Annotated in this window: 20 protein-coding genes; 13 read left to right on the forward strand and 7 right to left on the reverse strand. The window is 67.2% G+C overall.

Annotated elements, in window-relative coordinates:
• The first annotated feature begins 3 nt into the window (after positions 1-3).
• From MLP_RS10485 to hrpA, 6 genes are all read left to right on the forward strand, one after another.
• Positions 4-423, forward strand: a complete 420-nt coding sequence (locus MLP_RS10485) for a pyridoxamine 5'-phosphate oxidase family protein (RefSeq protein ID WP_013863055.1) — start codon at positions 4-6, stop codon at positions 421-423.
• A 150-nt stretch (positions 424-573) separates the two neighbouring features.
• Positions 574-1233: a response regulator gene (locus MLP_RS10490; RefSeq protein WP_041789948.1), complete on the forward strand. Its 660-nt coding sequence runs from the start codon at positions 574-576 to the stop codon at positions 1231-1233.
• Positions 1234-1488: 255 nt separating this feature from the next.
• Complete coding sequence (locus MLP_RS10495; RefSeq protein ID WP_013863057.1) at positions 1489-2037, forward strand: hypothetical protein; 549 nt, start codon at positions 1489-1491, stop codon at positions 2035-2037.
• A gap of 231 nt (positions 2038-2268) precedes the next feature.
• Complete coding sequence (locus MLP_RS10500; RefSeq protein ID WP_013863058.1) at positions 2269-3939, forward strand: sensor histidine kinase; 1671 nt, start codon at positions 2269-2271, stop codon at positions 3937-3939.
• A gap of 113 nt (positions 3940-4052) precedes the next feature.
• Positions 4053-4481 carry a pyridoxamine 5'-phosphate oxidase family protein gene (locus MLP_RS10505; RefSeq protein ID WP_013863059.1) on the forward strand — a complete coding sequence of 143 codons (429 nt, stop codon included), beginning with the start codon at positions 4053-4055 and terminating at the stop codon, positions 4479-4481.
• A gap of 153 nt (positions 4482-4634) precedes the next feature.
• The gene (gene hrpA, locus MLP_RS10510; protein WP_013863060.1) at positions 4635-8552 is read left to right on the forward strand and encodes an ATP-dependent RNA helicase HrpA; all 3918 of its coding nucleotides are present in this window, start codon (positions 4635-4637) and stop codon (positions 8550-8552) included.
• A gap of 16 nt (positions 8553-8568) precedes the next feature.
• On the opposite strand, the gene MLP_RS10515 is transcribed toward hrpA, so the two are convergent.
• From MLP_RS10515 to MLP_RS10525, 3 genes are read right to left on the reverse strand one after another with little or no spacing between them, the layout of a single operon-like run.
• A complete protein-coding gene (locus tag MLP_RS10515) occupies positions 8569-9429 on the reverse strand; it encodes a carbohydrate ABC transporter permease (RefSeq protein ID WP_013863061.1) in 861 nt (286 codons plus the stop codon).
• Positions 9423-10373 carry a carbohydrate ABC transporter permease gene (locus MLP_RS10520; RefSeq protein WP_013863062.1) on the reverse strand — a complete coding sequence of 317 codons (951 nt, stop codon included), beginning with the start codon at positions 10371-10373 and terminating at the stop codon, positions 9423-9425. The genes MLP_RS10515 and MLP_RS10520 overlap by 7 nt, the downstream gene beginning before the upstream one ends.
• A gap of 1 nt (position 10374) precedes the next feature.
• Positions 10375-11694: an ABC transporter substrate-binding protein gene (locus MLP_RS10525; RefSeq protein ID WP_041789949.1), complete on the reverse strand. Its 1320-nt coding sequence runs from the start codon at positions 11692-11694 to the stop codon at positions 10375-10377.
• 182 nt (positions 11695-11876) lie between these two features.
• On the opposite strand from MLP_RS10525, the gene MLP_RS10530 reads away from it, so the two are divergent.
• The 3 genes from MLP_RS10530 to MLP_RS10540 are packed head-to-tail and all read left to right on the forward strand — an operon-like array spanning position 11877 to position 14438.
• Positions 11877-12956: an SIS domain-containing protein gene (locus MLP_RS10530; RefSeq protein ID WP_197536541.1), complete on the forward strand. Its 1080-nt coding sequence runs from the start codon at positions 11877-11879 to the stop codon at positions 12954-12956.
• 1 nt (position 12957) lies between these two features.
• Complete coding sequence (locus MLP_RS10535; protein WP_013863065.1) at positions 12958-13734, forward strand: PfkB family carbohydrate kinase; 777 nt, start codon at positions 12958-12960, stop codon at positions 13732-13734.
• Positions 13731-14438: a GntR family transcriptional regulator gene (locus MLP_RS10540; protein ID WP_013863066.1), complete on the forward strand. Its 708-nt coding sequence runs from the start codon at positions 13731-13733 to the stop codon at positions 14436-14438. Before MLP_RS10535 ends, MLP_RS10540 begins: the two co-directional genes overlap by 4 nt.
• Here the strand turns inward: MLP_RS10540 and MLP_RS10545 are convergent.
• The 3 genes from MLP_RS10545 to MLP_RS10555 all read right to left on the reverse strand — a co-directional run bounded on the left by MLP_RS10545 (position 14416) and on the right by MLP_RS10555 (position 17481).
• The gene (locus tag MLP_RS10545) at positions 14416-15516 is read right to left on the reverse strand and encodes a LacI family DNA-binding transcriptional regulator (RefSeq protein WP_172641561.1); all 1101 of its coding nucleotides are present in this window, start codon (positions 15514-15516) and stop codon (positions 14416-14418) included. The genes MLP_RS10540 and MLP_RS10545 overlap by 23 nt on opposite strands.
• A gap of 65 nt (positions 15517-15581) precedes the next feature.
• On the reverse strand, positions 15582-16457 hold the full coding sequence (locus tag MLP_RS10550; RefSeq protein ID WP_013863068.1) for a PfkB family carbohydrate kinase: 876 nt from the start codon (positions 16455-16457) through the stop codon (positions 15582-15584).
• Positions 16458-16470: 13 nt separating this feature from the next.
• A complete protein-coding gene (locus MLP_RS10555) occupies positions 16471-17481 on the reverse strand; it encodes an SIS domain-containing protein (RefSeq protein WP_013863069.1) in 1011 nt (336 codons plus the stop codon).
• Between the two features lie 168 nt (positions 17482-17649).
• Between MLP_RS10555 and MLP_RS10560 the strand changes: the two genes are divergently transcribed.
• The 4 genes from MLP_RS10560 to MLP_RS10575 all read left to right on the forward strand — a co-directional run bounded on the left by MLP_RS10560 (position 17650) and on the right by MLP_RS10575 (position 21886).
• On the forward strand, positions 17650-18711 hold the full coding sequence (locus tag MLP_RS10560) for a Gfo/Idh/MocA family protein (protein WP_013863070.1): 1062 nt from the start codon (positions 17650-17652) through the stop codon (positions 18709-18711).
• A gap of 32 nt (positions 18712-18743) precedes the next feature.
• Complete coding sequence (locus tag MLP_RS10565; protein ID WP_013863071.1) at positions 18744-19883, forward strand: NAD(P)/FAD-dependent oxidoreductase; 1140 nt, start codon at positions 18744-18746, stop codon at positions 19881-19883.
• Positions 19884-19985: 102 nt separating this feature from the next.
• Entirely contained in the window at positions 19986-20876 is an 891-nt protein-coding gene (locus MLP_RS10570; RefSeq protein WP_013863072.1) for a proteasome assembly chaperone family protein, read from the forward strand.
• A gap of 146 nt (positions 20877-21022) precedes the next feature.
• Complete coding sequence (locus tag MLP_RS10575; protein WP_013863073.1) at positions 21023-21886, forward strand: acyl-CoA thioesterase; 864 nt, start codon at positions 21023-21025, stop codon at positions 21884-21886.
• Positions 21887-22177: 291 nt separating this feature from the next.
• On the opposite strand, the gene MLP_RS10580 is transcribed toward MLP_RS10575, so the two are convergent.
• Complete coding sequence (locus tag MLP_RS10580) at positions 22178-23131, reverse strand: sigma-70 family RNA polymerase sigma factor (protein WP_013863074.1); 954 nt, start codon at positions 23129-23131, stop codon at positions 22178-22180.
• Positions 23132-23266 lie beyond the last annotated feature (135 nt).

The raw sequence follows: 23266 nt of genomic DNA on the forward strand, positions 1-23266 counted from the left end.
GCCATGGATGCCTCAGCACCTCGACCCCGTCGGTTCAACGCCTTGCCGGCAACCGAGTGCACCGCTCGGCTGCAGTTAGGCAAGGTCGGACGAGTCGGATGGAATACCACCGATGGACCCTTGGTCCTGCCGGTCACCTACGTGTACCGGGACGGTCAGATCATCTTCCGGACCTCACCGTACGGGGTGCTCTCCGAGCTGCGGAACGTCCGTCAGGTGGCCTTTGAGATCGATGACTTCGACGTGGTGAGCCGCACCGGCTGGAGTGTGATGGCCCGCGGCTGGGCCAAGGCGGCGGTGAAACCCGACGAATTGGTAGCCCTGTGGAACGAGCCGGATCCGGTGCCGTGGGCGGCCGGGAACCGGCCGCTGTTCATCATCATCAGTCCGGAGCAGGTGTCGGGTCGAGAGATCGTCGGCTGATAGCCGCCGCCGGGCACGTCGGCTGAATAGTGCCCTGCGGTGGATGCGCCTGGACGCCGTCAGGTGACCAGGCGACCTCATCGGGCGTCGCGCTGCGTACACTCCCAGTCCAGAACCGATATCCGGACAGAGTGGAGAAAGGCAGCCGTGATGAGCGCGTCCCCCGGTGAGGTCGGCCGCACCAGGATCTTCCTGCTCGACGACCACGAGATCGTCCGGCATGGGCTCCGCGACCTGTTCGAGTCCGAGGACGACCTGGTCGTGGTCGGCGAGAGCGGGTCGGCGAAGGAGGCCGAGCGGATCATCCCGGCCCTGCGTCCCCATGTCGCGGTGCTGGACGCCCGGCTACCGGACGGCAGCGGGATCGACGTGTGTCGTTCCATCCGCTCCCGGGATCCCTCCATCCGGGGGGTGATCTTGACCTCGTACGACGACGACGAGGCGCTGTTCGCCGCCATCATGGCCGGCGCGTCCGGCTATGTGCTCAAACAGATCCGCAGTAACGACCTGGTCGACGCCGTGCGCCGCGTCGCGGCCGGCCAATCGCTGTTGGACCCCGCCGTCACGACACGGGTGCTGGAACGCCTTCGGCACGCCGACGAGGACGAGCCCACCGAGCTGGCCCAGCTGACCGAGCGGGAGCGCGAGATCCTCGAGTTGATCGCCGAGGGCCTGACCAACCGGCAAATCGGGCAGCGGCTGTATCTGGCCGAGAAGACCGTGAAGAACTACGTGTCGAGCCTGTTAGCCAAGCTCGGCCTGGAGCGGCGTACCCAGGCTGCGGTGTTGGCCGCCAAGCTGCTGCGTTGAACGCGCTTTCTGGGCCCGCTCGCGACGATGACGCGCGTTCACCGGCTACGTCGTCCCTCTTCGTGAAGGCGAAAGACACCCCCTTCACTCATCGCTCCTCCGCGCGCCGGGCACGTCATCTTTCCGCTCATGGGCCTGCGACTCGGGGACTATCGTCCCCACTTATTCCTGACCAGCGGCACTGCTGCGTTGCGAGCGGGTCGAGTTGGATGAAGACGTCGGCAAATCGCCGACTTCATCCAACAGGAGTGCACCATGAACAAGACTCTTCAGGAGCCCGTCACAACGGCTCCGGCTGCCAATGACGGACCCGTTGTACGCAGTGCCGCAGCGCGGCGAGCGCTGGCGGTCCTACGGATCATGTTCGGCTTCTACTTCCTCTGGGCGTTCTTGGACAAGACGTTCGGGCTGGGCTTCGCCACCCCGGCCGAACGGGCTTGGATCAGCGGGGGCAACCCGACCAAGGGCTTCCTGAGCGGTGTCGAGGGACCGTTCGCCGGCTTCTACAACGCGATCGCTGGCAACGCCTTCGTCAACATCCTCTTCATGGTCGGCCTGCTCGGCATCGGGCTGGCGCTGACCCTCGGCATCGGCATGCGGATTGCCGCTGTCACTGGCGCGCTGCTCTACGTCCTGATGTGGACCGCGGCCCTGCCGATGACCACCAACCCCATCATCGACGACCACCTGACCGGTGCGATGACGCTGATCGTCCTCGCCCTGACCGCCGCTGGCACCACCTGGGGTCTCGGGACCTGGTGGGCAAAGCAGCCCGTGGTGCAGAGCAACCGCTGGCTGATCTGATCGAGTCCGATCGTCCAGACGGAGTGATCGGAGTGAACCCGCGGGTTGCTGCCCGGAGTCCGGGCGGCGACCCGTTCCGGACGTCTGGGCGATTCAGGGCCGATCTGCTGGAATTGAGTCCGGCACGAGATCAAATGTGGCAGGAAGCACGGCGAGAAGTCGCGAAGCACGGTAAGAAGCACGGTAGGAATCGGGCAGTGCAAGATCTGTCCGCCACACCTGAGGGGTCGAATGAGCGAGCGTGGACCGACGACCGAGGCGGTCGAGGATCAGGTTTCGCAGGCCCTGCTGGACGCGGTGGTCGCCTTGGCCGGTGACCTGGAGTTGCGGGACCTCTTGGAACGGATCGTCGGCACCGCCCGGGATCTGACCGGTGCCGGTTATGCGGCACTCGGTGTGATGCGGGCGGAATGGGCCTTCACCCCAGGACCTCGATTGAGCAGCTTTCATCAGGTGGGCGTCGGCCCCGAGCAGGCAGCGCTGATCGGACCGCCGCCCGAGGGCCACGGCATGATCGGGCTGCTCGTGGAGGATCCAAGTATCCTGCGACTCACCGACCTCACCACTCATCCGGCATCCGTCGGCTTCCCGCCGCACCATCCGGTCATGCACACCCTGCTCGGGCTGCCGGTGCGGGTCCGTGGCGAGGTCTTCGGCAACCTCTACCTGACCGAGAAGCCGGGCGGGTTCACCGATCGGGACGAACGGCTGGTGCAGGCATTGGCCGCAGCAGCCGGCGTGGCGATCGAGAACGCCCGGCTGTTCGATGAGGCTCGCACTCGGCAGCGGTGGCTGGCTGCTGCGGCGGCCCTGGCTCCCAGGCTGAGTACGGACCTGCGACGTGCAGCTCAACTGGTGGGGGAGGCAGCCCGGGATGCGGGCCGCTGCTGGTCGGTTGCGGTCGCACTGCCCCGCGGTGGCGCGGACATCGATGTCGTCGACCAGATCGACCCGACTGCCGGCTTCGAGGTCGACGTGGTGGTGGGTGCCTCGCCCGAGCTGGCCGCCACGGAGCTGGTCAGCGCCGTGGAAGCCAGCGAGCTGCTCGGCGCCACGCTGCCGGTGGGCCCGGCACCGCAGCAGCTCAGCGGCGCGGAACTCGAACCGTACGGACTGTCCCAGGGGCATCTGCTGCTGGTCACCTTCCAGGTCCACGACCAGCCACTCGGCGTCTTGGCCTTGCACCGCGAGCACGGGTTCCGGGCCGACGAAGCGGAGATGGTGACCGCGTTCGCCAGCCATGTGTCGCTGGCGATCGACCACGCCCGCAATGAGCACACCAGGCGTCGGCTGGCGGTCTACAGCGACCGGGATCGGATCGCTCGCGACCTCCATGACCACGTCATCCAGCGCATCTTCGCCGTCGGCCTAGGGCTGCAGAGCAGCTTGCGCCGGCTCGGGGACAAGGAACTGGAAGACCGGATGGTCGGCTACATCAACGACCTCGATGCCACCATCGTGGACATCCGTTCCACCATCTTCTCGCTCCAGCATCAGGAGAGCGGCGACAAGCGGAGTCTGCGTACCGAGTTGTTCGGTGTGGTGGCCGACACCTCCGAGATGCTGGGCTCCGATCCCCGGGTGACGTTTGTCGGACCGCTGGACAGCGCTGTGTCGGATCGGCTCCGGCCCGATGTTCTGGCGGTGGTCAGGGAGTCGTTGACCAACGTGGCCAAGCACGCGCATGCCTCCCGAGTGTCGATGACCGTCACGGCCGATACCAGGGACCAGGTGCTGCGAGTCCAGGTCGACGACAACGGGATCGGGATCGGCGACGACCGGGGGAACGGCAACGGACTGCGCAACGCAGCGGTCCGGGCCAGGTCCGCTGGTGGTCATGCCGATGCCACCCGCCGTCCCGAGGGGGGCACCCGGTTCGTCTGGCAGGTGCCGTTGGCATGATGTGCCCACGGGGCAAGGGGACCAAGGTCACTGTCGGTGGCCCATGGGATCCTGGCAAGGTTTGGACCGGTTCGACAGACTGACCTCACAGGCGCAGGGATAGGAGCCCACAGATGACCGCACACGACTACTGGCTGGCCATGTCGCGAGGGGCCAAGATCGTGGAGCTGGATCGGGCCGAGTCGCTGCGGCTGCTGGCGGCCAAGAAGGTTGGGCGACTGGCTTTTGTGCACGACGGCGCTCCGACAGTCATGCCGATGAACTTCACCCTCGCCGGCGACCGGATCGTGTTCCGTACGTTGGCGCACGGATCGGGCGCGAGAGCGGTGGACAACCCGGTCGCCTTCGAGGTCGACGACATCGACGACTTCCTGGAAGCGGGCTGGAGCGTGGTGGTCAACGGCACCGCTGAGCTGCTCACCGAGGAAGAGCTGAACCAGCTGCGGGAGCACGCCCCCGAGCCGTGGGCCGAGGGCCCCCGTACCCTGTTCATCGCCATCCCCATGGACCAGGTCTCCGGCCGCCAACTGGTGCCGCGCTAGTCGTCACGCGCTGGTCGTCGTCACTCGCTAACGCTCGCTCGGCGCTCCCAAGCGGGGATCTGCTCGGTCTTGTCGGTCTTGCTCGATCTATAGCCCGAGCAGAACCGATAAACCCGAGCAGATTCTGCGGTGGCCCCGTCTAGGATCGGCTAAGTGTCCGGTCCGGAGGTGCTCAGTGTCGTCGTTCCGGGTCTGACGAAGCCGATCACGTACGATCCGGTGTTGCCGATCAGTCTGTGGCACGACGAGATCGCCCGGACCATCGCCGAGAACCAGGTGGTGGTGATCGCCGGCGAGACCGGATCCGGCAAGACCACCCAGCTGCCCAAGGTCTGCCTGGAGCTGGGTCGGAGGTCCATCGGCCATACCCAACCCCGCCGGATCGCGGCCCGCAGTGTCGCGGAGCGAGTTGCGGAGGAACTGCACACTCCGCTGGGCGACATCGTCGGCTATCAGGTCAGGTTCACCCGTAAAGCCTCCGCCGAGACCCGGCTCAAGATCATGACCGACGGCGTGCTGCTGGCCGAGATCAGCCACGATCGGGATCTGCGCCGCTACGACACGATCATCATCGACGAGGCGCACGAGCGCAGCCTCAACATCGACTTCCTGCTGGGTTATCTGAAGGTCCTGCTGCCCAGACGGCCGGATCTCAAGCTCATCATCACTTCGGCGACCATCGACACCGACCGATTCGCGGCGCACTTCGCTGGCCCCGACGGGACAAGCGCGCCGATCATCGAGGTGTCCGGCCGTACCTATCCGGTCGAGATCCGCTACCGGCCGCTGCTCAGCGATGGTGAGGCCGATCAAGTCGGCGGCATCTGTGCGGCGATCACCGAGCTCAGCTCCCTCGGCGACGGCGACATCCTGGTGTTCTGCTCCGGCGAGCGGGAGATCCGCGACGCTGCGGAGGCGATCACGGCGATGAGCCTGCCGCGGACCGAGGTACTGCCGCTGTATGCCCGGCTGTCCGCCGCCGAGCAGCATCGGGTGTTCACCTCCCACACCGGCCGCCGGATCGTGCTGGCCACTAATGTGGCCGAGACCTCCTTGACGGTGCCCGGCATCCGGTACGTGGTCGATCCCGGGATGGCCCGGATCTCCCGCTATTCGGCGCGAACCAAGGTGCAGCGGCTGCCGATCGAGCCGGTCTCGCAGGCCTCGGCCAACCAGAGGGCCGGTCGCTGCGGCCGAGTGGCGCCGGGTGTCTGCATCCGGCTCTACGACGAGGAGGACTTCGCGGGCCGGCCGGAGTTCACCGAGCCGGAGATCTTGCGCACCAACCTGGCCTCGGTGATCTTGCAGATGACTGCCGCCGATCTGGGTGCGATCGCGACTTTTCCGTTCGTCGAGGCACCGGACGCCAGCCAGATCAACGACGGCCTGCGGTTGCTGATCGAGCTGGGTGCCCTGTCCTCCGGCTTGGGGGAGCGGCCCCGACTGACCGGGATCGGTCGCCGGCTGGCACAGATCCCGGTGGACCCGCGGATGGGCCGGATGCTGCTGGCCGGCGAACGACTGGGATGCCTGGCCGAGGTGATGATCATCGTGGCCGGCCTGTCGATCCAGGATCCGCGAGAACGGCCGGCAGAGGACCGGGACAAGGCCGAAGCACTGCACCGGCGCTTCTGGGCGCCGCTGCCTTCGGGTGACGCGGGCGCCGACGACAACAAGACCGGTGATGCGAAAGCGGCAGCTCCCGATCCGGACGGCAGCGACTTCCAGGCCTATCTGCGACTTTGGGACTACCTGCGCAGCCAGCAGAAGACCCTGTCCGGCAACGCCTTCCGGCGGATGTGCCGGGACGAGTACCTGCACTTCCTCCGGATCCGGGAGTGGCAGGACCTGCACGGCCAACTGCGGGACATCGCCCGGGACCTGAAGCTGCAGCGCAACCACGCACCGGCTCCGATCGAACGCGTGCACACCGCCATCCTGACCGGGCTGCTGTCCCAGATCGGACTGGCCGACCTGCGCGAGGAGAAGCCGGCCCAGGGCCAACGGCGCCGCGGCAGGGCACCGCTGCGGGAATATCTGGGTGCGCGCGGCACCCGGTTCGCGATCAACCCCGGCTCGTCGCTGGCCAAGACCCAGCCACCCCTGGTGATGGCCGCCGAGATCGTCGAGACCACCCGGCTGTGGGCCCGCACGGTCGCCCCGATCACCGCCGGCCAGGTCGAGGAGGTCGGTCGGCACCTGCTCAAGCGCAGCTACGCCGAGCCGCACTGGTCGAGCAGGCAGGCGGCCGTGCTAGCGTACGAGACGGTCAGTCTGTTCGGGGTGCCGATCGTCGCCGGTCGCCGGGTCGCCTACGCCAAGGTGAACCCGATCGAAGCCCGGGAGATCTTCCTGCGCTCGGCCTTGGTCGAGGGCCAGTGGCGGACCCGGCACCGATTCTTCGAAGCCAACCAACGGCTCCGCCGCGAAGCGGCCGAGCTGGAGGAGCGCACCCGGCGCCGGGACCTGGTGGTCGACGACCAGGTCATCTACGACTTCTACGACGCTCGCGTGCCGGCTGAGGTGACCTCGGGCGCCCACTTCGACCGGTGGTGGCGCGACGTCCGACAGCAGCAACCAGACCTGCTCACCATGACCATCGATGACCTGGTGATCGCCGATCCGACCGGTGGCGGGGCGGCGTTTCCCGATCACTGGACCTGGTCTCCCGGGACTGGGGTGTCGAGTCCGGGCGCCGAGCACGAGCTGGCGGTCGGCTACCGGTTCTCGCCGGGCGATCCTCGCGACGGGGTGAGCGTCACCATTCCGCTGGCGATCCTTAACCAGGTCGACGACGTGCCGTTCTCCTGGCAGGTACCGGGGATGCGGATTGAGCTGGTCACCGAGTTGATCCGCGCTCTGCCGAAGACCATCCGCAAGTCCCTCGTCCCAGCGCCGGAGTACGCATCCCGCGCGTTGCGTTGGCTGGCCGAGCACCCGGCGCCCGGTGGTGTCCGGGAGTCGCTCCCGCAGGCCCTGGCCCGGGCCGTCCGTGGTCTGACCGGCGAGCGGGTCGAACCTGCCGACATCGACCTGGACCGGGTGCCGGCGCACCTGCGGATCACCTTCGTGATCGTCAGCGACTCGTCGTCTGGCACGGGGGGTGAGGTGGCGGTCGGCAAGGATCTCGGCGCGTTGGCCGAACAGCTGGCGCCGAAGGTGCAGCAGACACTGAGCCGGGCGGCCGCCGAGCATACTCACCGAGGTGCGACCGACTGGGTGTTCGGCACGATCGCGCCGACTGTCGAGCTGAGAAGAGCCGGGCACCAGGTGATCGGTTACCCAGCGCTGGTCGACGAAGGATCCACCGTCGGGCTGCTGGTGGCCGAGAGTTCGGATCGACAGCGCAGCAGCCACCGGCGCGGCCTGCGTCGACTGGTCCAACTGCAGACCCCGGACCCGACCAAGTGGGTGATCTCCCATCTCGGCAACGCCGACAAGCTGTCGCTGGGCACCGGCCCGTACGACTCGGTGCCGGCGCTGCTGGCCGACGCCCGGCTCGCCTCGGTCGGGGAGCTGATTCGGAGAGCCGAGGGTGAGGAGACCCGTGACGAGCAGGCCTTCCGGCGGCTGTGCGACACGGTCCGGGTCGACAACGCCGACCAGATGCGCTCGATCGTCAGCGTGGTCGCCCGAACCCTCGCGCTTCGCCAGCAGGTGCTCCGTTCGCTGCCGCGGGCAGCGGCCGTCAGCCCGGCGGCGGCCGAGGACATCTCCGAGCAGGTCGGCAACCTCGTCTTCGCCGGATTCGTGGCCGCGACCCCGTACGAGCACCTGGCCGACCTGCCGCGCTATCTGACGGCCGCCGAGCAGCGGATCACCGCGTTGTTGTCGTCCCCGGCGCGTGACCAGCGAGGAGCCGAGGTGATCGGACGCTGCGAGGACGCGTATGCCGCCGTCTGTGACCTGGCACCAGCCGGACCGTTGCCCGATGACTTGGACCAGATCGGCTGGCTGCTGGAAGAGCTCCGGGTCAGCCTGTTCGCGCAGAATCTGCGAACCAGGGTATCGGTATCGGAGAAGCGAGTCATGACGGCGATCGCCGCGGCGCGCGGCCGGCTCTGGGACTGAGCCGAACCTGCCCGTGCTACTTCCCGATGCCCTCGGCCAGACCGCGGACGAAGAACCGCTGGGCGGCGAAGAAGGCCACGATCATCGGGGCCGACGCCAGGGTCATGCCGGCGAAGATCATCGGGTAGTTCGTGGACAGTTTTCCGGCCAGGCTCGCCAGCCCGACCGGCAGGGTCATGGTGTCGGTGCTGCTGACGAAGATGAAGGCGAACAGGTATTCGTTCCAGGCGAACAGGCAGTTCAGGATGATCGCGGACACGATGATCGGCATCGACATCGGCAGCACGACGCGCCAGAACTGCTGCGCCCGGGAGCAGCCGTCCAGCCGGGCGGCCTCGTCGACCTCGAATGGCAGATCCACCATGTAGGAGCGGATCAGGAACGTGGTGAAGGGGATCCGGAACGCGGTGTAGAGCACGGTCAGACCCAGCAGGGAGTCGTAGATCCCCAGCGACTGAAGGATGCGCAGCAACGGGATCAGCGCCACGGTAGGGGAGAGCATCATGCCACCGACGATCAGGAAGAGCACCGGCTGCGAGAACGGGATCGTCAGCTTGGTCAGGCCGAACGCCGCCCAGGCACTGATCAGCGTGGTGGCGGTGATGGAAACGATGGTGACGACCACGCTGTTCCACATGTACTGGCCGACGCCGAGATTCCAGGCATCCACATAGTTCTGCCAGAACATCGTGGTCGGCAGCCCGAAGGGGTCGGCGAGGAACTCCTGGTTGACCTTCAGGCTGCTCATCAGCATCCACAGCAACGGGATGACCACGATCAGCACCGCCATCGCCAGGATGCCCCAGATCAGCAACCGCAGCACGATTCCGGCGAAGCCGAGCCTGGTCACCCTTCGATTGATGGTCGCGGTCACCATTCCACTCGCCTCCTCCGAGAGATCCACAGCTGCACGACGGCGAGCATCGTCGTGATCAGGAACAGCACGGTGGCGATGGCCGCCGCATAGCCGAAGTCGTTGTTGATGAAGCCCGCGTCGTACAGCCGGGTGCCCAGCACCTGGCTGCTGTTGTTCGGCCCGCCGGCCGTCATCACCATCACCTCGTTGAACACCTGGAATGCCCCGGTCATGGTGACGATGATCAGCAGTGTGCTCATCTCCCGGACCAGTGGGGTCGTGATGTGCCAGATCCGGCCGAGCGCGCCGACTCCGTCGAGGTCGGCGGCCTCGTAGAGCTCCTTCGGAATCCGCTGGATCGCGACCGAGTAGAGCAGCGTGGTGTAGCCGAAGCTCTGCCACTGGCTCATCACGATGATCGCCCAGATCGCCGTCGACTCCTGACCGAGCCAGGCCTGCGCGAAGTTTCCGAGCCCGACGATGCGGAGGAACTCGTTCAGCAGCCCGCTGTCCGGCTGGTAGATGAAGTAGAACAGCAGGCCGGCCACGGTGAGCGAGATCGCGGACGGGATGAAGTAGATCGCCCGGAGCAGGCCGCCGCGCTTGCGGACGAAGCCTTCCACCAGCGCGGCGATGATGAGGGCACCGACCACCTGGAAGACCAGCGACACGACTGCGTACGCGGTGTTGTTGAAGATCGACCGCCAGAAGATCGGATCGCCCACCGCCTTGATGTAGTTCGCGGCGCCGACGAAGGCCGGCGTCGGCTTGAACACCGACCACTGGAAGAAGCTCAGGTAGATGTTCTGCACCAGCGGGTAGTAGACGAAGACGCCGATCAGCAGCAGGCCAGGGACGACCCAGATGAACGAGCGCCAGCCGAGGATCCTCCGGCGCTTCGCGGACTTGTCCGATCGACGGCTCTCGGGAGCGAGCGGCGCTTCGGTGTCGGTGACACTGCTCATGCTATGAACCGGCAGCCGTCTGCTGCACCGACTTCATCACGCTCTCCGGCGTACCGCTGCCGCCCACCAGTGCTTCACCGCCGGCGAGATACGTCTGGGCCACCTGAGGAGAGGTCACGGTGTCGAGCCAGATCGCGAGACTCGATGCCTTACCCAGCTTGTCCATTGCTTCGATGACATGTGGATCGGTGGTCTTGGGGTCGAGCGAGTCCTTGACCGGGCTCGGGTACCCGTGCATCAGCTCGGGCATCTTCGCCGCACCTTCCTTCGACACGACGAACTTCAAGAACTCGACCGCAAGGCCGGGGTTCTTCGAGCTGGGGTTGACCATGAAGAGGTCAGGCGCGCCCACCAGCGAGGTGGGATCGCCCTTGGCGTCGCTGGCGGCCGGCAGCTGGAAGAGTCCGTAGCCGTCCTTGTCGAGCTTGGTGTCCTTCAGATCCCCGATCTCCAGGGACTCCAGGTACATCATCGCCGACTTGCCGCTGGCGAACGCGACATTCGCGTCGTTGTGATCGATGCCGTTGCCGGTCTTGCTCACGGTCGTGCACTCGTCGACCAGCTGCCTGAACTGCGCCAGCGCGGTGACGTAGCCTGGGTCGGTGAAGGACCCCTTCTCCGCGGTGTAGTCGTTCGCCAGCGTCTCGGGTGGCACGTTGTACGCATTCAGCTGCGTCACGTAGTGCAGAGCCGGCCACCCGTTCTTGTTCCCGAAGCTCACCGGTGTGATGTCCTTCGACTTCAAGGCCTGGCAGGTGCTGAGCAGTTCCTCGAACGTGGTCGGCACCGACAAGCCGTTGTCGGCGAAGATCTTCTTGTTGTAGAACATGAACTTCGCGTCGAGATCGACCGGCACGCCGTAGTTCTTGCCGTCGAACACACCGGCGCCGACCGCGCTCGGCACCAGGGTCTGATTCCACTCGGTGCCTTCGCCCAGCACGGAGGTGAGATCGATCGCCAGCCCTGCGTCGACGAACTGCTTGGCATACGAGCCGGGCCAGGCGAAGTAGATGTCGGGGATGCTGTTGGAGGACGCGAGCACCTTGATCTTGTCCTTGTAACCCTGGTCGGACTCCTGCTGGACCTCGACCGTGACCCCAGGATGCGCCTTCTCGAACTCCTCCGCCATCGCCGGGAAGTACTTCGAGACATTCGGGTCGGAGAACTTGTTGACCATGGAGATGGTGCCGCTGTAGTCGACCTGACTCAGGTCCACCGGATCCGATGATCCGCCTCCCGGTGCTGGCGCCCCGCAGCCGGCCGCCAGTAGCACGACACTGGCCGCCGCAGCGACGACGGCCTTCCAACGTGTTGTCCTCATGTTCAGACCGAACCCTTCCGTAGCTGGTGGCCATTCGCCGCGGCGCCAGGCTTCAGGACCCGCGTTGAGACCGGTATCTGTGTGGGCGTGAGCCTAACCACATCAGCTGATCCTGGCAAGAGTCTGAATGCCCAGGGATCGGTGGATGGCGTGGTTGACCTCTATCATCCGACTATTCATACTTGTTGTCGGACAACTTCTGCGGCCCGGACCCGGTCCGCTATCAGACACCACGGAGGACCACTCAGTTGCTCAACTTCGACGCCGACCGATTCCTACGGATCCAGAACGGAGCCCTCGCCCTCAGCCGTCCGCTGCAGCAGGTGGTCGAAACCTTGCGGGCCGAGGGAGCGGAGAATCTCTTCTTCCTCGGTGCCGGCGGTGCCGGCAAGCTGATGGAGCCCGCGGCGCAGCTGATCGCCCGCCGCTGCGACTTCCCGGTGTATCTGGAGAACGCGGCCGAACTCGTTGCCGTGGGGTCGGCCAACCTCGGTTCGCGGTCCATCGTGGTCATCCCGTCGCTGTCGGGCACGACCCGGGAAGCCGTGGCCGTGCTGGACTACGCGCAGCAGCGAGGTGCCCGGGTGATCAGCCTCACCGCGCACCAGGACTCACCGGTCGCCACCCAGGCGGACTACACCTTCACCGCGTTCGCCGAGGACGACACCTCCTCGGAGTCCTTCTATCTGCAGTCCCTGGTGATCGCGCTGACGCTGCTGAACGGTCTTGGCCGGTACGAGGAGCTCGAGGCCACGCTGGCGGAACTGACTCGGCTTCCGGGTCTGCTGGTCGAGATCAAGAAGGCTTTCGAGCCGAGGGCTGCCGCCATCGCCCAGACGATCCAGCACGACGACTACCACATCCTGACCGCTGCCGGACCGGCGTGGACCGAGGCCTGGTACTACGGCACCTGCATCCTGGAAGAGATGCAGTGGATCCGGACCCGCCCCGTACACGCGTCGGACTTCTTCCATGGCACGCTCGAGCTGGTGGAGGCAGGTGTCAGCGTCTTGGTGTTCAAGGGCGACGACGCATCGCGCCCGCTGGTCGAGCGCGTCGAGCGCTGGCTACCGTCGGTCACGGACCGGATGACCGTCATCGACACGGCCGAGTTCGCACTCCCCGGGGTCTCCCCGCAGGTTCGCGCCCTGATCCCGCACGTGCTGATCGCGACCGTGCTCGAACGGGTCAGCGCTCACCTGGAGGTGCTGCGTGACCATCCGCTCACCACGCGTCGCTACTATCGCCGGCTGGACTACTGAGGTGCGACGGGTCGCCGCGGTCGGCGACAACACCATCGACCGCTACCTGGGCGGGCCGCTCCTGATCGGGGGCAACGCCGTGAACGTGGCCGTGCAGCTTCGGCTGCTCGGCTCGCCGGTCAGCTACTTCGGGGCGGTCGGGGCGGATGAGGATGGCCGGTTGATCGCCGATGCGCTCGATGGCCACGGGGTGGGGACCGCGGGACTCGTCGTCGCGGAGGGCTCGACCGCCCTCACCGAGATCCGGCTGACCACCGATGGCGATCGCGTGTTCGAGCGCGAGGACTTCGGCGTCACAGCCGGCTACTGTCCCTCGGCTGCAGACCTCGACCTGATCGCCGGCCACGACTGGGTGCACCTCGGGATGGTGCCGCAGGCGGCTGCGCTGGTGGCTCGGCTGCGAACGCTGAACCCGCGCGTCACGATCAGCCAGGACTGTGCCGTGTCGTCGGGGTTCGCGAACCTGGATGTGGCCTTCTGTTCGGTCGGTGAGGACGAGCCCGGTGCGCAGCATGCCGCTGAGGAGGCGCTCACCGGTGGTGCCGCGCTGGCCGTGGTCACCATGGGCGCCTTAGGAGTCCTGGCTTGCACTGGAGGTCAGAGCTGGCGATGCGCGGCGACGCCGGCCGAGGTGGTCGATACCACTGGTGCGGGGGACAGCTTCATCGCCGGGTTCATCGCCGCCCGGCTCGACCTGGCGCCCGTGCCGGACGCGTTGGAAGCTGGTACGCGGGCCGCAGCCAGCACCTGCGGGCACCTGGGTGGGTTCCCGCAATGACGGCGCTCTCGCTGCGCGAGGCGATCGCCCGACTGATCGCCGATGACGGGTTGGGCCCGGGCGACCGCCTGCCCACCGAGACCCGGCTGGCCGAGCGGTTCGAGGTTGCTCGCTCAACGGTCCGGGAGGCACTCAAGCGGCTGGAGGAGGAGGGCCTGGTCGACGCCGTGCAAGGCAAGGGCCGGTTCGTCTCCGCGCTGGCCGCCGACATCGTGGAACGGCCGATCACCCGCTACGAGGGAGTTGCCGAGATGCTGACCAGACTCGGCTACCGGGTGACGACGTCGGTGTTCTCGGTGGCAGAGGTGGCTGCCGACCAGCAGCAGGCGCAGAGCCTGGCGGTCGAACTCGGTACGCCGCTGATCCGTCTGGAGCGGCTGCGCTACGGCGACGACCAGCCACTGGTGTTCAGCATCGACCATCTGCTGCGGGACGCGCTGCCCGGACCGCTCGGCCACCGGGACTGGTCGACATCCCTGACCGGAGCTCTCGCGGCCCACGGCCGGGAGGTCACCACCTCGGTGGCACGGATCAGCGCTGTCGAACTACCCGCCGAGATCGCCGACCGGCATCGGCTGACCGGCCTGGGTCCGTGGCTGCTGGTCACCGAGACCTGCCTGACCCGTACCGGCCGCCGGGTGCTGCTCGCCGAGGACTACCACCGCGGCGCAATGCTCGGGTTCAACGTCCGTCGTCGTCGCTGAGACTCACCTGCGGTCTCGGAGCCGTGACCGAGGCACGGGAGTTGAATGTCGCCGGCAGCGTCTCGACCGCGGCGTCTCCGCGATCGCCGCCGATCCGCGCGAACGCAAGCTCGGCGGCCACCCGGCCGAGCTCGCGCATCGGCTGGGCGATCATCGTCAGCGGCGGCTCCATCACACTGGCCCAGGAACTGTCGTCGAATCCGATCACCGAGATGTCGCCGGGATAAGCGAAGCGGGAGTCCCGAGTCGCGCGCAGCACGCCGACCGTGGCTGTGGTCTCGGTGGTCAGCACAGCAGTCGGAGGGTCGGGGAGGGCGAGCATGGCGCGGACAGAATCGACCGTGGCCGCCTCATTGAGCCGGCAGTTGCTCACCAGCAGCGGATCGAACACGATGCCGGCCTCGTCGAGCGCGTCGAAGTATCCGCGCAGCCGCTCAGCTGAACTCCACAGCCACGTATCGGTCACCGACAGCAGTCGCTCCCGCTCCAGCGGCCGCTCGGGAGCCGAAGGCCCCCAGACGAACGCGATCCTGCGGTGACCGACCGCGACGAAGCGCCGGACGGCATCGCGGGCTGACTGCCGGTTGTCGATCACCACTGCGTCGAGCTCCAGCCCGGGAACGATGCGGTCGACCAGCACGATCGGGATCTCGCGGCTCATCGCCTCCTGGATGTGTGCCGTCTGGTCCGGCCGCCACGCGGCAGAGGCGAGGACTATTCCGTCGACCTGCTTGTCCATCAGCACGCCGATCGCAGAGCTCTCCTTGGCGATGCTCTCGTCGGCGCTCATCACGATCACGGTGTAGTCCGTCGCGTCACAGGCATCGGCGATGCCACGCAGCACACCGGCGAAGAACGGGTTGCCGATATCGGCGACGACCACGCCGATCGTGTGGGTGACCCCGGTCGTCATGCTCCGCGCGAGGCTGTTCGGCCGGTAGCGCAGTCGCGCCGCGGCCTCGAGCACCCGGGCTCGCGCCTCGGGGCTCACCGCGCCGTAGTTGCCGAGGGTGCGCGCCGCCGTCGCCTTGGCAACCCCCGCCTCCGCGGCCACCGCGGCCACGGTCGGAGAAGCCACCGACCTGGGTCGGCGAGACGACATCGCTCCCCTTTCACCGTGACGAGCTGCGATGCCTCCGAATCCTAGCGGGTTTGCGGGGTCGGGCGCCCGTGGCCGAACGCACCGTAGACATAGCACTGCTCGGCCGCGAAAGCCGATCCTGCGGCGAGGGCGGCCTCGATCGCGCTGGGCGTCGGCGGCACGCCCTTGCGCCAGCCGGATTCGAGCAGCGAGCACACGAACGCAGCCAGCAGTGCGTCGCCACAGCCCATCGTGTCGGCGACGGGCCGGGTATCGGCAAGCGGCGCGGCAGCGGCACGGTAGAGCTGTGACCGGTGGAGGAGCAGGGCCCCAGCGGCGCCACGGGTGCCGAGCGCCATGCCGGCACCGGCAGCAAGGACGGATCGAAGCGTCTCCGCCGTCTGCTGCTCGCTGAGATCGGAACAGGACAGCAGGACGAGGTCGAGGTGCGGCGCCAGCGGGGAGAGGTAGTCAGGCGAGCGGAACTGCTCCTCACTGGACAGGTCGTAGACAACCAGCGCGCCGGTCTCGGCCAGCCGCGGCAGCTGACTCTCGGTCGTGGAGTAGACGCTGGAGTGCACCAGATCGAAACCGGCCACGTACGCCAAGTCCGCCTCGTCGAGGATGATCGGCTCGCGGACGGTCACACCGCCGTCGTTGCCGCCGCGGAACTCCCGCTCGCCGTCGACGACCTCGACCATCGCGATCCCCGTCTCACCCTCGCGGACGATCGAACGCGAGGTGTCCAGGCCGAGGGTGGCGAGTTCGGACCGGAGGAACGCTCCTGAATCATCCGATCCGAACACGCCCATATATGCCGCGTCGGCCCCCAGTTCTCGGGCGAACACGGCGAAGTTGACGCAGTTGCCTCCTGGGTAGTCGATCTTCCGGTCGATGAACCGATCGATGACGTTGTCGCCGAAGCCGAGGACCTTCACGGCGTGCAGTATCTCAGTATTCGACGACGCGGTAGTAGCGGCGCACATCCAGCCGGTGGTTGCGGACGAGCTCGAGGTGGGTGCTGAGGCGACTCGCGGCCGTGCCGATCACCAGCGGCGAGAGCAACGCGCGGAAGCTCGGGTCGATGCCCTCCAGTGGGTAGTCCGCCGTGTCGAACACGGTGACGTCGTCGCAGTAGAGGTCGACGAAGCTGCGTACCCGATCCATCAGCGGGCGGGTCTCGTCCTCACCGTAGAAGAGCAGCGTCGTGGTGTCCTTCTCGATCAGCTCAAGTGAGCCGTGGAAGAACTCGGCGGCATGCACCCGGGTGGTGTGCAGCCACTGACACTCCTCGAGGACGCACATCGAGTACAGGTAGGCGTATCCCCACACGTTGCCCGAGCCGACCACGAACAGGTACTCGACGTCTCGGTGCTTGTTGGCGAAGACCGATGCCTTGGAGTCGGCCTGCTTCGCGACATCGACCAGCAGCGACGGCAGCAGCGCGAGTTGATCGGCGAACCTCTCGTAGTCCGCGAACTCTCCGCGGCGCTGAAGCAGGCCGGTCACCAGCAGCAGCAGCTGGATGTCGTAGGAGTGGGCGCTGGAGAGGAAGACGTGGTCGAGTGCCTGGGCGAACGGGCTGTCGGCGTCTCCCGTGAAGCCGACGGTGACCGCTCCTTTCGCCTTGGCCCAGTCGATGGCCTTGTTGACGTCGGGCGTGGAGCCGGTCGCCGATACGAACACCGCAACAGAGCCCTCGCCGAAGGCGGTGTCGGGGACGAGCATGAACTCCTGCGCGACGGCGGCGACACCCGGCAGGGTCGACTTCGTCTGAAGGAGGAGGGCGTACGGCATCATCTCGGCGTACGAGCCGCCGGCACCGAGGAAGTAGACGTTCTTCACGCCGTCCCCGAGCTGAGCGGCCAAAGCCTCGATCCCGGGCCGGAGCGCTGCGGCGCTCGCGAGCTGAGCTGTGAATTCTTCCTCGTTGAACTTGAGCAAGGCTGGGATTCCCTTCATGGATCCGGTGGCTGGGTGGTGATACCGGTATCACCACCGTCATCGTGGCACATCCCGGCAACGATGTCCACAGTCGCGGCAAGCGGAGCGCGTTGACGCTCCCAGGTCTTGGGGATAGTGTGCGGATGCAGTGACACCGGTCTCAACCATCGACCTGGGAGACATTTGATGACGAGCGACCCCACTCCACACCACGACGGCGTGATCCGCACCGCTGTCGTCGGATTCGGCACCTCGGGGCGGGTGTTCCACAGCCCGTTCCTCGCCTCGTCGCCCGAGTACTCGCTCGACGTGATCGTGACGGGCAATGCCGACCGTGCCGCCGAGGCCGCCCGGCTGCATCCAGGAGCAGCCGTCGTCTCGACGATCGACGAGCTGCTCGCCCGCGCAAGCGAGCTCGATCTGGTGGTGATCGGTTCACCGCCGGCGTCCCATGCGGAACTGGCCACGGCCGCGATCGACGCGGGAACCGACGTCGTGGTCGACAAGCCGTTCACCGTGACCGGTGCGGAAGGGCGTGCCCTGGTCGCGCACGCCGCCCAGGCGGGGCGCCGGCTGACCGTGTTCCAGAACCGGCGCTGGGACGGCGACTACCTCACCGTGCGCAGACTCGTCGACGAAGGCGTCCTAGGCACGATCGGCCGGTTCGAGTCGCGGTTCGAGTGGTGGAAGCCGACGCCTCGCCAGTCGTGGAAGATCGAGGCGTCCGTGGCGACCGGCGGCGGCATCCTCTATGACCTCGGTACGCATGTGATCGACCAGGCATTGGGTCTGTTCGGCCCAGTTGCCGACGTGTACGCCGAGCTGGCGGTGCGCCGTCCGGGCGGAGTGGCCGAGGACGACGCGTTCCTCGCCCTCCAGCATGCCTCGGGGACGATCTCACATCTGTGGATGAGCTCGCTGACCCCGCAGTTCGGACCACGATTCCGGGTCCTCGGCGCGGCCGGCGGCTACACGGTCTGGGGTCTCGATGGCCAGGAAGCGGCCCTCGCTGCGGGTGTCTCGCCGAGCAGCCCTGACTTCGGGGTCGCTGAGCCCAGCCGTTGGGGTGTCGCCGGGGCGGAGCCCACGCTCACTGCGGTCCCGACCGAGCGCGGCGACTACGGCGCGTTCTACCGCCAGCTCGCTGACGCGATTCGGCGCGGCGGACCTGTACCCGTCGATCCGGCCGATGCCATTGCCGTGCTCGAGCTGATCGAGCGTGTGCATGCCGGCGCCGCCCGGCGCTGACCACTCGATCGCGTGAACCGAAGGAAACCAGGATGAGCACTCTGCAGTATCGGCACGTCGCGGTTCTCGGCGGCGGGATCTTCGGCGCCTCGACCGCCGCCCAGCTCGCCCGAAGAGGTGTGCGGGTGACGTTGGTGACGGAGCAGCGGCTGGCCAGCGGTGCCTCCGGACGCTCCCTCGCCTGGCTGAACGCGGCGTCGAACTGGCCGCTGCCGTACTACTCGATCCGGGTCACCGGCATCGAACGCTGGCGTACCTGGGCGGCGCAGCATGCCGAATCCGCACGCTATCTGCGCTTCACCGGCGGGCTGATGTGGGCCGACGAGGCCGGCGGCGAGTCGCTGCGCGAGCTGTTCGCCCTGCAGCGCGAGCGCGGCTATCCGACTCGCTGGGTCGGCGCCGAAGAGATCCCCGCGGTCGCGCCCGGCGTGGACCCGGCCGCCATCGCCGCCGAGGGGGCGATCTTCAATCCCGGCGAGGGCTGGGTGGACCTGCCGTCGGTGATCGCGATTCTCGCCGCCGAGGTGGTCCAGCGAGGTGGGGTGGTGATCGAGGATGCCGGCAGGTGCAGCCCGATCGTCGAGGGCGGCTGCGCCGTAGGCGTGCGGACCGCGTCCGGACCGGACCTCCGCGCCGACGCGGTGCTGCTGGCCACCGGACCGTCGGTGCCCGGCCAACTCGACGAACTCGGAATTCACCTCGGCACCTCCAGCCCGGCCGCGTTCGTCGCCTTCACCAAGCCGCTCGACACCCCGCTCGCCGCGACACTCAACACCCCGCACGTCGCCATCAGGCGCACCGTCGACGGTGCCCTCGCCATGGACTCCGGATGGTCCGAGCGCTCGATCATCGTCGCCGACGACGGCTCTCTCGAGATCCCGGACGACGTCGTCCGGCGACTGCTGGAAGAGGGCAGCCGGGTGCTCGACGGGCATCCGAGGCTCGAACTGGACCACATCGGATCAGGCTACAAGCCCGTCCCCGCCGACGGCGAGCCCGTCTACGGCCAGATCGAGGAGATTCCCGGCCTGTACGTCGCCTTCAGCCACAGCGGGGCGACCCAGGGCCTCCTCACCGGTGAACTGCTCGCCGAGGAGATCGCCACCGGTTTTGTCTCGCCGCTGACGGCAGGATTCCGGCCCGGACGATTCAGGTCGGCGACGACTGCCTGACAGCGGCAGCCGTCGATCCACTAGCACCTGGCCCAGCGGCGGACCGCGACAACGCGCCTGGTGCGGATGGGGCAACGTCGGCGTCCAAGTAGGTTTGGTCTCATGATGGACCCACGACTGCTTTACACGGTGCACGAGGATGTGCTGGCTGGCCTCGCTGGCCATCGTCCGGTGCTCCTGCATCAGCTGGACGGGTTCATTGATGCTGGCCAGGCGGGCCGGATCCTGACCGCCAACCTGATCGAGCAACTCGAGTCGGAGGTGGTCGCGGAGTTCGACCATGACCAGCTGCACGACTACCGCAGCCGGCGGCCCGCGATGATCTACGACACCAACCAGTGGCGCTCGTACGCCGATCTGCAGTTGCGGCTGCACAAGGTGACCGATGAGCACGGCGAGGTGTTCCTGCTGCTGAGCGGGCCGGAGCCTGATGTGCAGTGGGAACGACTCGCCGCCGCGGTGATCGGGTTGATCGAGGTGCTGGACGTGCGGCTGACGGTGACCTTGCACGGCATCCCGATGGCGGTGCCGCATACCCGCCCGGTGATGGCGACCGCCCACGCTACCGACACTGAGCTGGTCAAGGGCTATCGGAGCTGGATCGACCGGGTTGAGGTGCCCGCCAGCTTCACCGGGCTGCTGGAGTACCGACTGGGACAGCTGGACCGCAAAGCGATGGGCTTCGCCGCACATGTGCCGCACTATCTGGCCCAGGCCGCCTTCCCCGAGGCCGGGCTGGCACTGACTCGGCTGCTCAACAGCGCGACCGGTCTGGCGGTCCCTGTGGAATCACTGGGGGAGGCATCGGCCACGAACATGGCCGACATCAACGCCGAGATGGCCCAGTCGACCGAGGTGCAGGAGTTGGTCGCGACCTTGGAGCAGCAGTACGACACCATGGCCGCCGACGAGAGCCAGCAGGTGCCCAGCGCCGACGAGATCGCCGCTGAGTTCGAGCGATTCCTGGCCGAGCGTGACCGCACCGAGGAGTGAGAGACTCCGCCCATGCCCCAGTGTTTCGGTCGCGCTGCGCGCTCCGTGGGGCATGAGCTCCGCCCAAGTCTCGCTCGTTCGTCGCGATCCGGACGACAAAAAGCGCGTCGCCCGCATCACTCCTGCACTCCCGAGAGGCTCCGCCCATGCCCCAGTCCGTAGGTGAGCTGCTTGATCTGCTGGAGCTCGAGGAGATCGAGGTCGGGCTCTACCGAGGCAAGCAGCCGAAGACTGCGCTGCAGCGGGTCTTCGGCGGACAGGTATTGGCGCAGGCGCTGATGGCGTCGTCGGACACTGTGCCGGCGGACCGTCGGCTGCATTCGATGCACGCCTATTTCATCCGCCCGGGACGGACCGACGTGCCGATCGTGTTCGGCGTGGAGAATCTGCGAGACGGTGGATCCTTCTCCTCCCGACGCGTGGTGGCTCGGCAGGGCGGCTCGGTGATCTTCTTCGCCGCGTCGTCGTTCCATCGTCCCGAGGACGGGTTCGAGCACCAGGACGCGATGCCGTCCGACGTACCTGCGCCGGAGGAGTGCCCGATCCTCAGCGATGTCATGTCGAGTGTCACCGGGCGCCCGCGATCGCTCTGGGAGAGCGAATGGGGTGCGCTGGAGGTCCGCTACATCGGTGACTCACGTCGGGGCGGCACCTTGACCGATCCGGAGCATCCGGCACGCAGCCGGGTATGGATCCGAACCGCCGGCGACATACCCGACGACCCTCGGTTGCACCAGAGCGCGCTGGCGTACGGGAGCGACCTGACCCTGCTGTCGGCGTCGACGACGCCGCACGAGGTGTTCCTTGGCTTCAACGTCCAAGGCGCCTCGCTCGACCACGTGATGTGGTTCCACCGTCCGTTCCGGGCCGACCGCTGGCTGCTCTATGACCAGGTGTCGCCCTCAGCATCCTCAGCGCTGGGACTCTCGACCGGACGGCTCTTCCAGGACGGCCAACTGGTCTGCACCGTGGCTCAGGAAGGCCTGATCCGTCCGCTGCGCCGGGGTTGATCGCCGGCGGCGCGGTGAGGTGCAGCGCCGGTGACCGCGGTGTGCCACCTGTCGCCCGGGGAGCGTTTCGCGCCGCACGGTCAAGAACGACCGCAACCCCTGCCGGAAACGGAGACCTTCAGCGCCCACGGGCCACAGACGTCCGCAGATAGCAGCGGCACACGGTCATCCACCGCCCCCGGGCCACGAACGATCGAGTGGGGCCACACGTACTGGTGCTCGAGCCAGGAACACGACGAAGCCCGCCCCCACCGAGGTGGGGACGGGCTTCAACAGATGTCAGCTCGGATCTCAGGCGGCGAGCACCGTCTTGCTCCGCAGCTTGGCGATGGCATGCCGCTCGATCTGGCGGACCCGCTCCGCAGTGATGCCCCAGACCGCGCCGATGTCGGCGAGCTTGGCCTGCCGGCCGTCGACGAGACCATAGCGACGACGCACGACATCGGCGGACCGCTCATCCAGCTCGTCCAGCATCGACTCCAGTCGCTGGTGCTCCTCGGCGTCCATGTAGACCTCGTCCGGGCCGGGCATCGGCTCACGGGCGATCAGGTCACCGAGTGCGGTGTCGCCACCCTCTTCGACCGGGGCATCCAGGCTGACATGCTCGCGGCCGTATCGGATCAGGTCCATCACACGCTCGGTGTCGATGCCCATCTCGTCGGCGATCTCCTCCAGCTCCGGATCGCGACCGAGTCGACGCTCGAGGGTCCGACGCACCGCACCGACCTGGTTGACCTGTTCGGCGACATGCACCGGGAGTCGGACGATCCGGCCCTGCTGTGCGATGCCGCGGCTGATCGACTGCCGGACCCACCAGGTGCCGTAGGTGGAGAACTTGAAACCCTTGGTGTAGTCGAACTTCTCCACCGCCCGGATCAGACCGGTGTTGCCCTCCTGGACCAGGTCGAGCAGCGGCATCTGGGAGCGCCCGTACTTGCGGGCCACCGAGACGACCAGCCGTAGGTTGGCCGTCACGAACCGTTGCAGCGCCCGGCGGCCGTCCTCGATCAAGAAATCCAGCTCTTCCTCGGTGGGCTGGCTGGGGTTGTCGCCGCGCTCAGCCGATGTCACCATGCCGGAGCGGATCTTCTCCGCGTACAGGCCGACCTCGATCGTCTTGGCGAGCTCGACCTCCTCCGCTGCGGTCAGCAGCGGAGTCTTCGCGATGCCCTCCAGGTAGAGGCCCACCGCGTCCTTGCCATCTATACCGTCAGAAACTCGATTGCGTGTGCTTGGTGCTACCACGTCGGCCCCTTTCGTTGCCTATGCAATAGATCTAACGTCCGGGGTGCGGTGCAGGATTCCACTCGAGCCCTGAAAGTACCCTGAGATGCACCCTGGGTCGTTCCGGAACGATTCGTCGCTACACCGGGGTGCAGC

The organism is Microlunatus phosphovorus NM-1 (assembly GCF_000270245.1).
Lineage (GTDB): Bacteria > Actinomycetota > Actinomycetes > Propionibacteriales > Propionibacteriaceae > Microlunatus > Microlunatus phosphovorus.

What these genes read in the sequence shown, in the direction of transcription:
- MLP_RS10560 (WP_013863070.1), top strand. Translation starts at nt 17,650, where the DNA reads ATGACGAGCGACCCCACTCCACACCACGACGGCGTGATCCGCACCGCT.
- MLP_RS10540 (WP_013863066.1), top strand. Translation starts at nt 13,731, where the DNA reads ATGACGGCGCTCTCGCTGCGCGAGGCGATCGCCCGACTGATCGCCGAT.
- MLP_RS10525 (WP_041789949.1), bottom strand. Translation starts at nt 11,694, where the DNA reads ATGAGGACAACACGTTGGAAGGCCGTCGTCGCTGCGGCGGCCAGTGTC.
- MLP_RS10565 (WP_013863071.1), top strand. Translation starts at nt 18,744, where the DNA reads ATGAGCACTCTGCAGTATCGGCACGTCGCGGTTCTCGGCGGCGGGATC.
- MLP_RS10485 (WP_013863055.1), top strand. Translation starts at nt 4, where the DNA reads ATGGATGCCTCAGCACCTCGACCCCGTCGGTTCAACGCCTTGCCGGCA.
- MLP_RS10500 (WP_013863058.1), top strand. Translation starts at nt 2,269, where the DNA reads ATGAGCGAGCGTGGACCGACGACCGAGGCGGTCGAGGATCAGGTTTCG.
- MLP_RS10515 (WP_013863061.1), bottom strand. Translation starts at nt 9,429, where the DNA reads ATGGTGACCGCGACCATCAATCGAAGGGTGACCAGGCTCGGCTTCGCC.
- MLP_RS10570 (WP_013863072.1), top strand. Translation starts at nt 19,986, where the DNA reads ATGATGGACCCACGACTGCTTTACACGGTGCACGAGGATGTGCTGGCT.
- MLP_RS10555 (WP_013863069.1), bottom strand. Translation starts at nt 17,481, where the DNA reads ATGAAGGGAATCCCAGCCTTGCTCAAGTTCAACGAGGAAGAATTCACA.
- MLP_RS10490 (WP_041789948.1), top strand. Translation starts at nt 574, where the DNA reads ATGAGCGCGTCCCCCGGTGAGGTCGGCCGCACCAGGATCTTCCTGCTC.
- MLP_RS10495 (WP_013863057.1), top strand. Translation starts at nt 1,489, where the DNA reads ATGAACAAGACTCTTCAGGAGCCCGTCACAACGGCTCCGGCTGCCAAT.
- MLP_RS10505 (WP_013863059.1), top strand. Translation starts at nt 4,053, where the DNA reads ATGACCGCACACGACTACTGGCTGGCCATGTCGCGAGGGGCCAAGATC.
- MLP_RS10520 (WP_013863062.1), bottom strand. Translation starts at nt 10,373, where the DNA reads ATGAGCAGTGTCACCGACACCGAAGCGCCGCTCGCTCCCGAGAGCCGT.
- MLP_RS10575 (WP_013863073.1), top strand. Translation starts at nt 21,023, where the DNA reads ATGCCCCAGTCCGTAGGTGAGCTGCTTGATCTGCTGGAGCTCGAGGAG.